A 13309-nucleotide genomic window follows, 5' to 3' on the forward strand; every position below is an offset into this window, starting at 1 on the left:
TTGTCTCCTCCTTAAATCCTTATGCTACGGTCAAACTTTGGGCGATTTCTTCTTTATCCAAAGCATCCGCCAATTCGACGACGTTATCGATATCACTGCAAAAGAGGGCGATTTGTTGGACCAATTGCAGATGATCTTCCCCTTTTCCCGCGATGCCGAAAAGAACGGTGACGATTTTTTCTTCGTCCGCGGTACCGAAATTCACGCCATCAGGTACTTGCACGATACAGATACCTGATTTTTTGACGTATTTTTTGGCTTCATCCGTGCCGTGAGGAATCGCAATAAAGTTCCCCATATAGACTGAGAGCATCTCGTCACGCTCAAGCATGGCTTCGACGTATTCTTCTTCCACACAGCCTGCCGCCAGCAATTTTTCGCCGCAGTAACGAATGGCTTCTTCTTTGGTCGCAAATTGTTTGTTCAATTCAATCATGTCTTTTTCTAATACTTGCATTCGGCTCATCCTTTCTTAATTCGCTGCTTTGATCGATGCCACGATCCGTTGATAGTTCGTCGTTCCCATCAGATTATTAACGGATAGGTGGATCGCTTCTGGCGCTGAAGTTTGCGCTTGCGGCGTTAAGGCTTCTTTTGTGATCACCAGGGAAGAGGCGTTGGCATGGAGATCATTGATATGGCTTTTTCTGATCGGCATCGTCAGAGCTTCTTTGGCTAAAAGATCTTGGAAGACTTTCTGAGCCATCGTTGCCGAACCTTTGCGATCATCGTGGGCCAAAATGATTTCACTGACTTGCTTAAGGTCATTGGCGGAAGGAACATCTGCCTGGTTGCCTGCTTCAGACGTTTTTTCTGACTCCCCCGCTGTCTTAGTCCCTGACAATGTGGCTACGATTTCATCGTACCGTGGAGAGTTCAGGAAATTTTCAACCGCGACGAAGGTCGCATTTGGCGCTTTTTGTTTGGCACGTTCTTGCAATTCTTCTTGAGTGACGATCAGCGTATTGGCATCGTCCGTCAAATTGTTGATGGCGGAATTCGAGACATTTTGTGGAAGACCCGCTTCTTTGACTTTTTTACGTAAGATCGATGCCCCCATAGCACTGGAGCCCATGCCTGCATCACATGCGAAGATGATACGATTGATGCCAGTCATTGGTTGAGCCGCCAAGCCTTTAGCGCTGAGTTTTGCTGCTTGCGTTTGTTGTACTTTTTCTTCAAAATTATCCACTGTATCCTTCGCATCTGCTTTCAAGATCGCGGCAGCGACGATAAAGGATACGCCTGCTCCTACGGCAATTCCGGCTAAGACAGAAACGACACTCATCACCGAGTTGAATGGCGTCATTGCTAAGATCGCAATGATCGAACCTGGTGAAGCAGGTGCCCGTAAGCCTGCACCTAGCAATTGGAAGGTAAAGCTTCCTGATACACCGCCGGCAATCACTGCTAAGAACATCAATGGTTTCATCATGACGTATGGGAAGTAGATCTCATGGATCCCACCGATAAAGTGAATGATGATCGCTCCAGGTGCCGAAGATTTCGCTGCTCCTTTTCCGAAGAAAGTGAAGGCTAGCAAGACTCCTAAACCAGGTCCAGGATTGGCTTCTAATAAGTAAAGAATCGATTTCCCAAATTCGCTGACTTGCTCAGTACCTAGTGGTGTCAAAATTCCATGGTTGATGGCATTGTTTAAGAATAGGATTTTTGCTGGTTCAATAAAAATATTGGCTAATGGAATCAAGTGGGCATTGACGATCACTTCTACCCCTGCTGCCATTGCTTGTGTCAAGGTGTTAACAACTGGTCCGATTGCTACAAAGCCCAGTAATGCTAAGGCAAAGCCGATCAAACCTGATGAAAAGTTGTTGACCAACATTTCAAAGCCAGCGCGAACTTTGTCTTGGAAGATCTCGTCAAATTTCTTGATGACCCAACCGCCTAAAGGACCCATGATCATCGCACCCAATAGCATTGGGATATCCGTTCCGACGATGACCCCCATCGTCGCGATCGCCCCAACCACGGCCCCGCGGTCGCCAGCAATCACTTTCCCGCCGGTATACCCGATCAAGATTGGGATCAAATACGTCAGCATTGGACCGACCATCGTTGCAAAGGCTTCATTTGGTAAATACCCATCTGGAATAAATAATGCCGTTAATACACCCCATGCAATCAATGCGCCGATATTCGGCATCACCATACTCGACAACGTACTGCCTAATTTTTGAACTTTTGCTTTTACTGATGATTTGGCTGCTTTTTGTGTCTGTTCCATTTTTTTCTCTCCTCTCGTCTGCTTACACCCTTATTGTAGGCGCTTCCCAAAACGGTCGAAAGTCGTACTTTGTCACAAAAAACTGTGCCAAAACTTGTAGCCAAACGGATAGAACAAAAAAAGGCGAGTAGCCCCTGCACTCGCTTATTTTTGTTATGTTTCACGTGGAGCATTTCTATCTGGTTTTTGCCAAAACACAAAAAAAAACGTGTACCCGCTCCTTCTACACAAGGTAGAAAGAGCGAGCACACGGAGGCAGCTCATTCACTCATTTCGTTCGCTTCTCTTGTTACAAGCCAGTCTGCTACTGACCGCTTATTCTTCTGCAAGCAAAATCTGTTGGATCTCTTCAACCGATTCGGCATCACTAAGCGCCCGAACATTTTGCATATCGGAACAAAAAAAGGCGATTTCTTGCAAAACAGCTAATTGCTGCTCTTTTAAGACGACTACGAAAAGGATCGTAGCGATTTTGGGTTGCTCCTTCGTGCCAAAGTCGACGCCATCCGGCACTTGGATCAAAAAGAGCCCTTCTTCCTTGATCCATTGCTGGGCTTCTTCTTCCCCATGGGGCAATGCAACAAAGTTACCGATGTAAACACCTGTTTTTTGATGGCGCCGCAAAAGGCTTTTGACATAAGGTAAAGAGACGATCTCCTGGTTGACTAAGTACTCGCCAATTTTTGTCAGAGCCTCTGTGGCATCGGTAAAGTGTTGATCCAACAAAATCCGCTCCTGTGGAATATACATCGCTGATCCCTCCTATTGTTTTACTTCTTCAATCAAGAGCGAAGAGAGTAACTGATAAATAATCGAATCATTGCCGGAATTAAAAATCTCCGTATTTAGATCATTCATAATGATCGAACCACTGATCTTCCCTAACATCTGAGAGCTTGTTTCATTGATAGGATAGGGCGCCAGCATGACTAATAAACGGGTAACAGCGATTTCTTTTTTATCCATCGCTAGAAGTGGCAGCGGCTGTTTCAAATCGAAAATACGAAAAACAGGTTGCAGGATCGCCGAACTCGCCGCGTGAAACAAGGCAAAGTGGGTGTCAGGAATGCCCACTGGCGCTTGGAAGTAGCGCCTTAAGAGACGATCAACAACTTTCTCACGATCTAAAACAACATGTGCATCAAAAGACGTCAGCACCAGCTGCAACGTTTCTTCCAAGTCCGCTGGGTTATCAATCGCCTGCACTTGAAACAGCGCCAATAGCTGGTTAATAGCTTCGATAAAAGCCAAGACCGCTTCATAGGATTCCTCTTTGACCAAAGCAGAGGGCGCTTTTTTGGCGGAACGTTTTTTCTGACTAATGGCTTGGAAGGCCTTCTTCAACTCTTGAATGTCTTCTTCTAGCAGGATCGGTGAAACGAGTTTGTACTCTCCTTGATACCCTGGCAGCAATGAAGTCGAGATCACCAAGTCATAGGTCTCCTCGATATTTTCCCGTTTGACATCCCCCACTCGAAAGAAGGTGATTTGATTGATAAAGGGAAAATGTTTCCGCAGCTGCATCTCTAACAAACTGATGGAGGCTAATCCGCTAGGAGAGATCCCTGCAATATTGACTTCTAACACTTTCGGATTTTTTTCCAACGAATTGGCAAAATGCAGGACCATATAGGCAATTTCTTCTTCCGAGAACTGCTGCTGCGGAAAGACTTGCGGCAGATGATTGCGAATCCCGCTGGCAATCTCGACATACTGGTTCATGATTTTTTCTAGGATAGGGTTGTTCAAATGATCTTCTTCTAAAATAGCCCGCGTCATTACTCCTGAGATATGGGTCAGCAGCATTTTATACAAGTTCGTGTCTTCATAAAACGCCACTTCCGTTTGCTCACTGACCAATTCGATCAAGCGTTTTACACGATAAGCCAAGTCGGTATCAAAATTGTCATCAAAAAAATCACGGTCAAAGGAATTGGCAAAATCACCTAGTAACACGGCAAAAAAGACGATTTCGTTGATGGAATAAAGCAGTTTGGTCTTTTCGGCGATCTGAGCAAAAATCTTTTTCGCCACCTTCAGCAAGTCTTTGTTGATCTGACTCGGGTACGTCTCTTCTTCCACCGTATAGCCCAAAGCTACCCGATCCATGGCTAGCGCCAGCATCAAGACGATAAAGGCCAATTTGCGGTCACTAAGTTCCTTGAACTGCGGCTCGATGGTTTCGCGAATCAACCGCTGGGCTAGTAATAGGTGGTCGCGGGACAGAAATTGAAAAATAAACGGGGCTTCATCATCGCTTTCCAGTAAATGGAAAAATTGGTACTCATTGATCTCCATCACTAGTGTATTGGCTGTGATCAACCGCCGATATTTTTCGGAGCCTTCGATCTCATACCCTTGATTGCGCACGATCCTTAACGGCAGCCGTGCGAGACTTTCTTCTAGCTGTTTGATATCTGAAAAAAACGTCGTATTGCTGATTTGGTAACGCTCCAAGAAAAAATGACTGGATACAGGCTTCGTGGCGGTAGTCAGTTGCAACAAAATACGATGTTGTCGCTCACTAGCCGCGAATGCTTGATCGGTATCTGCCATAATGGCTTCTTGCAATTGGCGAATGCTCGTTTCTGATGCAAAAATTTGGAAATGACCACGACCGACCTTCTCTAAGGTAGCATCTACTGTTTCTAAGGATTTTTCTAGATTAGCCAGTTCACGGTACACCGTTCGTTTACTGACTTTTAAGACTTGCATCATGCGATCTAAAGAAACTGGACCGGTACTATTCATCAATTCCGTTAATAAAAGTGTTTCACGATTGGTCAAAAACATAGTCGACTCCTTCTGTCAGTAACTGACGATACGCATCTGTCGTCAATAAATCATCCACCACCAGTAAAGGAACATCTGGGATCGGGCACTTTTCTGCAAGTTCTTTCGGGAGGATATAGACTGTCTTAGGATCAAGAGCTTGTCCTTCATATGCCATTTTTTTGATGGTCAAAGGAAGCGCTTGTTGGCGGGCCATTTTTCTTAGTATCTCCACTGCCATCGTTTGTGAACCGCGTTTTTTTCCAGTATACAAAAAGATGATCGTTGAAAACCCTAGCGAACTTGCTGCCTCGGTTTGCAGCGATTTTTGCGGATCCTGTTCTCTTCTTTGTAATTCTTGGATCAGCGGGGCATACTCATCTGCCGCCAAAAAATTATCTAACACATAATGCTGTGCATGTGGTGTCTGCTTTTGGGCAATAGCTGCTAATTCCCGTTGGGTGATCACTAACAGCTTGGGATCATCCGTCACACGATAAATCGACTGATAGCGGACAGGAAACGTTAGCTGGGCTTCTTGCAACTGTTTTTTTAGTATGCTGGCACCAATCGCACTGGACCCCATCCCTGCGTCACAGGCCACGACGATCTCCGTGACTTTCTTCATTTTCGGCATCTTACGCTCCTCATTTTCTGTATTGGTCTTCCGTTTTAATAGCACACTAGCGATCGCAAACGATACGACCGTACTGACGACAATCCCAGTTAAGACACCAAGGATCATAGAAGCCGGTGTATTGAGTAAAATCGCCAAAATCGAGCCCGGGGACGCCGGTGCTCTCAAGCCTACTCCTAAAAATTGGAAGATCAGTGTACCGCTGAAACCACCAACGATCGGACCGAGCAACACCCAAGGATCGAGCAGAACAAACGGGAAATAGACTTCATGAATCCCGCCAATGGCCTGCACAAAAATGGATGCTGCGGCATTCGTTCGGTTTCGCTTTGAACCAAAGAAAAGATACGCCGCTAAGACCCCTAATCCTGGACCGGGGTTGGCCTCGATCAAAAATAAAACCGACTGACCGTTAACTGCCGCGGCTTCGATTCCTAGCGGCGTAAATAGTCCATGGTTGACAATATTATTAAAAAACAAAACCTTCAATGGTTCTACAATGATATGAATAAAGGGCAAGACATTTTGCCGAACGAAATAATCAACGAGCTGATAGCTGCCGAGACTGAACCAATTAAAAAGCGGCGCCAATAGGAAATAACTACCTAAAAAAAGGAGTCCGCCAAGCGCACCTGCAATAAAATTGCGCACCAGCATCTCATAGCCACTTTTGACTTTGCTCACGATCGAATCACTGCGATACAACAGCCAGCCTGCCAGTGGTCCCAGTAGCATCGCCCCAAAGACTTGGGGAATTTCCGTTGCGAGAATAGCCCCTAAGACCGCCACTGCTCCTACGACCCCACCTCGCTCAGGTGCCAACATTTGCCCACCTGTATAAGCAATCATGAGGGGCAGCAACACAGTCAAGACCCCTTGTTCCATTTGCTGGATCACTTGTTGATCGACTGAAAAAAAAGGCAGCAGGAATGAAATCAGCATCCACGCAATAAAAATACTTAAATTCGGCATCATCATGCGAGAAAGATAATTCGTATAAAACTTAACCGTTATCATTTTTTCTCTGGAAGACGAGGTCTTGTTCATTTTATCCGCTTCCTTTCTCTTCTCTATTATAAGATGTTCTGGCAAGACTGAAAACAAAAAAAGCATACGTTTTTTAAAACAGAAATCAAAAAAAGCTGACGTAAAACGCCAGCTTTTGAAATAGCTTCAATTGATTTAGTTTACGCGTACCGCGAAATCTGGTGAGTAATAAGAGTAACTGCTAACAGAAACATTTTGACCTGGTGTTGGTGCATGAACGTATTGTCCGTTACCCATAGCGATCGCCACGTGGTGTGTGCTTCCGCGGCTACCCCAGAATAACAAGTCACCAGCTTTTGCTTCATTGATCGAAATCACCGTACCAGAAAATTCTTGTGCGTAAGTTACCCGTGGTAATGAGATCCCAACTTTAGCAAATACATATTGTGTAAAGCCAGAACAGTCAAAGCCGTCTGGTGTCGTACCACCCCATACATAAGGAGTACCAATGTATTTCATTGCTTCTGCTACGATTGCTGAACCGTTGACCGTTTGTGCGGGTGCAGGAGTATTGCTTGCACCATTGCCGCTATTGTTCGATCCTTGGTTGTTATTGCTATTGTTATTGTTGGCAGGAGTCGATGGTGTCGTATTTGTTGAACCGCCACCTTGTGATGAACTGCCTTGCGTAGTATCAGTCGTCGTACTAGAATTTGTTGTTGAGTTTGATGTCGTTGAATTCGACGTTGAAGACTCGCTTGATGCTGCTTCCTGAGTAGCTGCTTCAGCTGCTGCCGCTTCTTGAGCCGCTGCTTCTTGTGCTGCTTGTTCACGAGCTGCCGCCGCCGCCGCTTCTTCTGCAGCGATGCGTGCTTGTTCTGCTTCGTATTCTTCTTTTTGTTTTTCTAAATCAGCTTTTTCATCTTCTTTAGATGCTTGTTGAACAGCCAATTCCGCTTGTAAAACATTTAAATCGGCTTGTTTGGCTTGTAGATCCCCTAATTGTGTTTCTAATTCAAATTGGTTCGCTGCGATTTCTGCCAATTTATCGTCGTTTTCTGCTTTCTTCGCTTCAACTGCTTCTTGGTCTGCCTTTTGTTGATCCACAAGATCTTTGTTAGCATTGACGATCGTCGTCATTGCTTGCACACGGCCAATAGCATCTGTTAAAGAGTCAGCTTCTAATACTGCATCAATAAAGTTCGTGCTTTGACCATTGACTTGAACGTCACGGGCTTGTTTTTGGATCGCTTCTTCACGCTTTTCGATCCTGACTTTCAAATCAGCAATTTCTTGCTTCAACTTTTCAGAATCCGCACGCAAATCCCCTTGTTGTTGCAACAAAGTTTGGGCTTTTTCATTGATTGCAGTCACGTCGCTTTCAAGTGTTGCTACTTGTGACTGGATGCTCGCTTGCTGGTTTTGCAAGTCAGAGATCTCTTGATTTTTTTCTTCAATTTTATTGTCAAAATCTGATGCAAAGACAAGTGTCGGTGCTGCTGCAGAAGTAAGAACAATTGAACTTACTAACAATAAAGATAAAATTCGCTTTTTCACTCTTCATTCCTCCGGCTGTTGCTTCCCCTAATATGGTTTTTTTATGTATAAATGCTTAAGAATACCTAAAGTCCTTCACGATAGTGTGATTGTAACACAGCCGTATGTCAGAGAGATAAAAGGAATATTACAAAAACATTTCAATCGCTGTTATTTTTATACAGTCAAACGCAAAAAAAATGAAGCTATTCGTCTTTGAATAGCTTCATGAATGGAATGACTAAAAGGATAAACAAAAGGATGTTCAATAAAAGCGTTGGTGCTAGAAAGCGGGAAACAAAGAATGACGTGCTAACTGATGCGATCTTAAACAGCAATTGAACCCCCAATGTTACAACTTCTAAGCTTGTAACAAAGATGATCATTCCGAAAAACATGGTAAATACATTTTGATAAAGCGTATTTTTCAAAATATACATAATCCACACGATCAAGGGAAACGCCACCGTGTAGATGCCGATCACACCGACATAATACACGTCATAGAGACAGCCGATCACCAGCGCCGTGGTGATCAAAAAGTTTTTCGGCAAATACTTCGCGCCACATAAAAGGGCGATCAATAAAAGATGCGCACTGGCGATATAATTGTCTTGGGTCCATTTTTCCAAAAAACGCGTCAGTTGTCCATCTGCCAACATCATCAAAAAGAAGACGCCTGCTGCCAGGTATTTGATGTAGTCATGCTTTTTCATGGCTATTCCTCACCTGCCAAGCGTTTGATAATCGTTACTGCTTGAATATCATACATTTGGGCATACGGTTTTACAAATACTTGGGTATCAAGACCAAACTCATCTTTGGTGGTACGGATCACTGTTCCGATCGCTAAGTCGGCGGGCGAGTTTCCTCCTAATCCAGAGGTCTGCACGACATCGCCTTCCTTCAGCTCATTGTCCCCCGTCAATTGGGTAATGACTAAGGAACGTTCTTTTTGATCGTAACTACTTAGGATCCCAAAGTTTGACCCATCTTCGCCGCTGATCCGAACCGGATAGTGGTTGGAATTCTGGTTTTCAGAAGTCAAAAGTTCAATTTTAGAAGAAGCTGCATTGACCTCAATGACACGACCAATCAAGCCTTTTTGCGACATGACTGCCATGTTGACCTCAACACCATCTCTTGAGCCGCGGTCCACGATCAGCATATCTTGCCAAGTATCAGGTGACCGATTGATGACATTGGCGGAGATCCGTTCATAATTCGTCAAGGTTGCATTCAGCTCTAGCTCTTCTTTCAAGGCATCGATTTCTCTTTGCGCATTGTCCTTCGCTTGTTCCAGTTCCTCAAAACTGTCCAATTTCTCTTTTAAACGTTCATTTTCTTCATAGGTCACAAACAAATTTTTGACTGAATTGGCACCATTTTCGATCCAACGAAAAGGAGCGGTAATCATTTTATCGATAAAGCCAACGGAGTCATTGACCGTAGATTGCACGGCATTGGTGGAGTTTCCCGCTGCTCGGCGGGCGATCGTCACGCTTAATACGGTGACAACTAAAATCACAATAATCAATGTGATGATAATATTTTTATTAGGATTAAACTTTTTCACAAAGACACCTCAAATAATTCCAAACTGTAGTTCCAATTTTACCATTAATACCCTGCAAACAAAAGCTAAGTTGTCCGTCTTAATGTTTTTTTTGTAATTAAGTTTCTGAAATTTTCAACAAAAAAAAGAGACGTTCCGTCTCTTAATCACAACTTTGAATGACTGCTATCATCCCGCTGCTAAAGGAAAAACCTGCTGTTTGTGTCAGAAATTCATTGCTAGCATAAGAAGTTGGGTACGGTACTTGGACGTTTTCTAATAAATACTTGCTACCTGTTAACGTCAAATCTGTTACCGGCGTCAAACAGCAATACGCCAAATACTGCATCCCAGGTTCTTTTTCCAATTGATAGGTGCCTGGTAAAAAGAACTGAACGACATTTTGACGATCTAAAAAACGCAAATTTGGGGCAAATGGACGAAACCGATCTTCTAAAACTAACCACAGATTGGCTAAAAGATGGTCAAGGCGTCCCCCCGTTGCACCAATCACGTCGATTTGCGCTTCTGGATAAAGACGCAACGTCTCAACCAATGCCAATTGAGTATCTGTATCATCTTTTTCAGCAGGGGCTTGGATCACTGTCTTAACTTGTTGTTTGACCGCTTGCAGTTCTGCTGCGGTCAGGGAGTCGAAATCACCGATTGCCAGATCGACTGGCCGTTGGTGCTGAAGCAAAAACAGGGCCCCACGATCAATTCCAATGTATTTATCATACGCCATCAACTGTGGCCAATTTTCAGGACTTCCACCTGCCGCTAACAAAATCTTCATTTATTGCAAAGCTTCTTTCAAGGCTCTGATTTGCGCCGCAGGTTCATCGGCATCGTAAATATAGCTTCCTGCTACAAAGACATTTGCGCCTGCTGCCAGGCAGCGTTTGGCTGTCTCAGGAACGATCCCGCCATCTACTTCGATATCATAATGGTAGCCTTTTTCTTCTTTTAAAGCAGCCAGCGCCGCAATTTTTTCCAGTGATTCTTCAATAAAGGATTGCCCACCAAACCCTGGATTAACCGTCATAACTAACACTTGATCACACATGGATAAAACATGTTCAATGGCTGAAACTGGTGTACCTGGGTTGATGACGATTTCTGCTTTGACATTTTCTGCCACAATCATTTGGATCGCACGATGGATATGAGGCGTTGCTTCCGCGTGGATACCAATGATATCTGCTCCAGCTTCCGCGAAGGCATGGATATACTTTTCTGGCTCGGTGATCATTAGATGAACATCCAACGGCAGCTTGGTAACTGGGCGAATCGCTTTAACGATGTTTGGGCCTAAGGTAATATTAGGAACGAAATGACCGTCCATCACGTCTACGTGAATGTAATCTGCGCCATGGCGCTCTACCAGCTCAATGTCTCTTTGAAGATTTGCAAAATCGGCACTTAAAATAGATGGTGCTAGTTTCATCATGCTTTTCCCTCACTTTTTCTTCTTTTTATAAACCGGACGTCGGTTTTCAATCTCTTCTAAAAATTGCACGTAGTTTTTGTAACGAGTTGCAGCAATCTCATTTGCTGCAACTCCCTGTTTAACTGCACAATCAGGTTCATTGAGGTGCATACACTCCCTAAAGCGGCAGTTGGAAGCTACTGCTAAAAAATCAGGGAAGAGCTTTGGTAACTCTACTGCTTCGATTTCCAGAAAATCGATCGAACTAAATCCTGGTGTATCGGCAACCAATCCATCACAAATCGGCAAAAGCTCCACATGACGGGTCGTATGTTTCCCCCGTCCGAGAGATTCTGAGATCACTCCTGTTTCCAATGCCAATTCCGGGACGATTCGATTCAATAGCGTAGACTTTCCAGCACCGGATTGCCCCATAAAGACAGTGATCCGCTCAGGGAAGTACCGTTGAAGTTCCAATAGATCTTCGCCTTCTGCTTTTGACGTGATCACGTGGTAGCCAATTGCTTGATAGGTCTCCTCAATTGCTTTCATTGCGGCAAGATCTTTCACAAGATCCGCTTTTGTCAAAAAGATGATCGGTTCGATCCCCTCATACTCTAAGGTCACCAAAAAGCGATCCAATAGATTATAGGAAAAGTTCGGCTCAACTAGACTTGTCACGACCACTCCTTGATCCACATTTGCGACTGGCGGTCGAACCAGCTCATTTTTTCGCGGCAAGATCTCTAAAAGATAGCCGTCTGTTTGATTGCTGCTTTCAAAAATCACTTCATCCCCAACCAAAGGAGTGATTTTTCGATTTCGAAAATTTCCTCGAGCGCGGGTTTGAAAGATTTCATCTTCTGATGCCACATAATAAAATCCGCTTAGCGCTTTGATGATTTGTCCCTTCAAACAATTTCCTCCTCGTTTTTTACTATTGTATCATATTTTCAGGTCTTCTCACTGGCTGAAAACACAAAAAAGCCTGAAGCGAATGCTTCAGGCATCAAAAAATCGGGAAGACAGGATTCGAACCTGCGACCCCTTGGTCCCAAACCAAGTGCTCTACCAAGCTGAGCTACTTCCCGATAATAAAAATGAAACAAATAAAAAGACTACGCGCCCAAGAGGAGTCGAACCCCTAACCTTTTGATCCGTAGTCAAACACTCTATCCAATTGAGCTATGGGCGCATATTATGAAATGCCGAGGACCGGAATCGAACCGGTACGGTGATCACTCACCGCAGGATTTTAAGTCCTGTGCGTCTGCCAGTTCCGCCACCCCGGCTGAAAATTGCTAAGGCAAAGCGGAAAACGGGGTTCGAACCCGCGACCCCCACCTTGGCAAGGTGGTGCTCTACCACTGAGCTATTTCCGCGTATTCCTGATGCCGGCTAAAGGACTTGAACCCTCGACCCTCTGATTACAAATCAGATGCTCTACCAACTGAGCTAAGCCGGCAATGAAGTGCGGGTGAAGGGACTTGAACCCCCACGCCCGAAGGCGCTAGATCCTAAATCTAGTGCGTCTGCCAATTCCGCCACACCCGCATAGGTTATTACTATGAGTCGTACAGGGCTCGAACCTGTGACCCTCTGATTAAAAGTCAGATGCTCTACCAACTGAGCTAACGACTCATATGGGGGTTAACGGGATCGAACCGCTGACCCTCTGCTTGTAAGGCAGATGCTCTCCCAGCTGAGCTAAACCCCCATAAGGTAAAAAAAACGCGTGGCGACGTCCTACTCTCACAAAGGGAAACCCTTCACTACAATCGGCGCTAAGAAGCTTAACTTCTGTGTTCGGCATGGTTACAGGTGTATCCTTCTTGCTATCGCCACCACACTATTCAATTGAGTAAGTGTTGCTCACTCAAAACTGGATCGAAGAAATCAAAACTCTACGAGTTTACGTGCTTTTTTCTTTTTGGTTAAGTCCTCGATCGATTAGTATCAGTCCGCTCCAACCATCACTGGCCTTCCACTTCTGACCTATCTACCTGATCATCTCTCAGGGATCTTACTTTCTTAAAGAAATGGGAAATCTCATCTTGAGGTGGGCTTCACACTTAGATGCTTTCAGCGTTTATCCCTTCCCTACATAGCTACCCAGCGATGCCTCTGGCGAGACAACTGGTACACCAG

11 protein-coding genes, 8 tRNA genes and 2 rRNA genes (1 of these 21 only partly in view) are annotated in these 13309 nt (G+C 44.6%); all 21 read right to left on the bottom strand.

Going from position 1 to position 13309, the window contains the following annotated elements; translation table 11 throughout:
* Positions 1–19: 19 nt before the first annotated feature.
* On the bottom strand, positions 20–457 hold the full coding sequence (locus tag IGI94_RS16150; RefSeq protein WP_008381683.1) for a PTS sugar transporter subunit IIA: 438 nt from the start codon (positions 455–457) through the stop codon (positions 20–22).
* 15 nt (positions 458–472) lie between these two features.
* Complete coding sequence (locus IGI94_RS16155) at positions 473–2245, bottom strand: PTS mannitol transporter subunit IICBA (protein ID WP_008381681.1); 1773 nt, start codon at positions 2243–2245, stop codon at positions 473–475.
* 315 nt (positions 2246–2560) lie between these two features.
* The gene (locus IGI94_RS16160; RefSeq protein WP_016612038.1) at positions 2561–2995 is read right to left on the bottom strand and encodes a PTS sugar transporter subunit IIA; all 435 of its coding nucleotides are present in this window, start codon (positions 2993–2995) and stop codon (positions 2561–2563) included.
* 12 nt (positions 2996–3007) lie between these two features.
* The gene (locus tag IGI94_RS16165; protein ID WP_194199865.1) at positions 3008–5038 is read right to left on the bottom strand and encodes a BglG family transcription antiterminator; all 2031 of its coding nucleotides are present in this window, start codon (positions 5036–5038) and stop codon (positions 3008–3010) included.
* Entirely contained in the window at positions 5019–6767 is a 1749-nt protein-coding gene (locus IGI94_RS16170) for a PTS sugar transporter (protein WP_194199866.1), read from the bottom strand. Before IGI94_RS16170 ends, IGI94_RS16165 begins: the two co-directional genes overlap by 20 nt.
* 69 nt (positions 6768–6836) lie before the next feature.
* On the bottom strand, positions 6837–8198 hold the full coding sequence (locus IGI94_RS16175; RefSeq protein ID WP_429947910.1) for an NlpC/P60 family protein: 1362 nt from the start codon (positions 8196–8198) through the stop codon (positions 6837–6839).
* Between the two features lie 185 nt (positions 8199–8383).
* A complete protein-coding gene (gene mreD, locus IGI94_RS16180; RefSeq protein WP_005232950.1) occupies positions 8384–8893 on the bottom strand; it encodes a rod shape-determining protein MreD in 510 nt (169 codons plus the stop codon).
* Positions 8894–8895: 2 nt separating this feature from the next.
* Positions 8896–9753, bottom strand: a complete 858-nt coding sequence (mreC, locus tag IGI94_RS16185) for a rod shape-determining protein MreC (RefSeq protein WP_005232949.1) — start codon at positions 9751–9753, stop codon at positions 8896–8898.
* A gap of 142 nt (positions 9754–9895) precedes the next feature.
* The gene (locus IGI94_RS16190) at positions 9896–10528 is read right to left on the bottom strand and encodes a thiamine diphosphokinase (RefSeq protein WP_016612034.1); all 633 of its coding nucleotides are present in this window, start codon (positions 10526–10528) and stop codon (positions 9896–9898) included.
* Positions 10529–11182 carry a ribulose-phosphate 3-epimerase gene (gene rpe, locus IGI94_RS16195; RefSeq protein ID WP_438899964.1) on the bottom strand — a complete coding sequence of 218 codons (654 nt, stop codon included), beginning with the start codon at positions 11180–11182 and terminating at the stop codon, positions 10529–10531.
* Positions 11183–11191: 9 nt separating this feature from the next.
* Positions 11192–12076: a ribosome small subunit-dependent GTPase A gene (rsgA, locus tag IGI94_RS16200; RefSeq protein WP_086332823.1), complete on the bottom strand. Its 885-nt coding sequence runs from the start codon at positions 12074–12076 to the stop codon at positions 11192–11194.
* A gap of 102 nt (positions 12077–12178) precedes the next feature.
* Positions 12179–12252 (bottom strand) — tRNA-Pro (locus IGI94_RS16205).
* Between the two features lie 30 nt (positions 12253–12282).
* Positions 12283–12356 (bottom strand) — tRNA-Arg (locus tag IGI94_RS16210).
* Between the two features lie 11 nt (positions 12357–12367).
* A tRNA-Leu gene (locus tag IGI94_RS16215) sits at positions 12368–12453 on the bottom strand.
* A gap of 18 nt (positions 12454–12471) precedes the next feature.
* A tRNA-Gly gene (locus IGI94_RS16220) sits at positions 12472–12543 on the bottom strand.
* Between the two features lie 10 nt (positions 12544–12553).
* Positions 12554–12626: transfer RNA gene (locus IGI94_RS16225), tRNA-Thr, on the bottom strand.
* Positions 12627–12633: 7 nt separating this feature from the next.
* Positions 12634–12715, bottom strand: a tRNA-Leu gene (locus tag IGI94_RS16230).
* 14 nt (positions 12716–12729) lie between these two features.
* Positions 12730–12802: transfer RNA gene (locus IGI94_RS16235), tRNA-Lys, on the bottom strand.
* A gap of 3 nt (positions 12803–12805) precedes the next feature.
* Positions 12806–12878: transfer RNA gene (locus IGI94_RS16240), tRNA-Val, on the bottom strand.
* Positions 12879–12894: 16 nt separating this feature from the next.
* A 5S ribosomal RNA gene (gene rrf / locus IGI94_RS16245) occupies positions 12895–13010 on the bottom strand.
* A gap of 81 nt (positions 13011–13091) precedes the next feature.
* A 23S ribosomal RNA gene (locus IGI94_RS16250) occupies positions 13092–13309 on the bottom strand; it runs 2697 nt beyond the window's last position.

It is taken from the genome of Enterococcus sp. AZ149 (assembly GCF_051714285.1).
Classification (GTDB): Bacteria; Bacillota; Bacilli; order Lactobacillales; family Enterococcaceae; genus Enterococcus_D; species Enterococcus_D entomosocium.

Excerpts from the sequence above, each read along its gene's own strand:
- mreD (WP_005232950.1), bottom strand. The coding sequence starts at position 8,893 with ATGAAAAAGCATGACTACATCAAATACCTGGCAGCAGGCGTCTTCTTT.
- rpe (WP_438899964.1), bottom strand. The coding sequence starts at position 11,182 with ATGATGAAACTAGCACCATCTATTTTAAGTGCCGATTTTGCAAATCTT.
- IGI94_RS16155 (WP_008381681.1), bottom strand. The coding sequence starts at position 2,245 with ATGGAACAGACACAAAAAGCAGCCAAATCATCAGTAAAAGCAAAAGTT.
- IGI94_RS16150 (WP_008381683.1), bottom strand. The coding sequence starts at position 457 with ATGCAAGTATTAGAAAAAGACATGATTGAATTGAACAAACAATTTGCG.
- IGI94_RS16170 (WP_194199866.1), bottom strand. The coding sequence starts at position 6,767 with ATGCTTTTTTTGTTTTCAGTCTTGCCAGAACATCTTATAATAGAGAAG.
- IGI94_RS16165 (WP_194199865.1), bottom strand. The coding sequence starts at position 5,038 with ATGTTTTTGACCAATCGTGAAACACTTTTATTAACGGAATTGATGAAT.
- IGI94_RS16160 (WP_016612038.1), bottom strand. The coding sequence starts at position 2,995 with ATGTATATTCCACAGGAGCGGATTTTGTTGGATCAACACTTTACCGAT.
- IGI94_RS16190 (WP_016612034.1), bottom strand. The coding sequence starts at position 10,528 with ATGAAGATTTTGTTAGCGGCAGGTGGAAGTCCTGAAAATTGGCCACAG.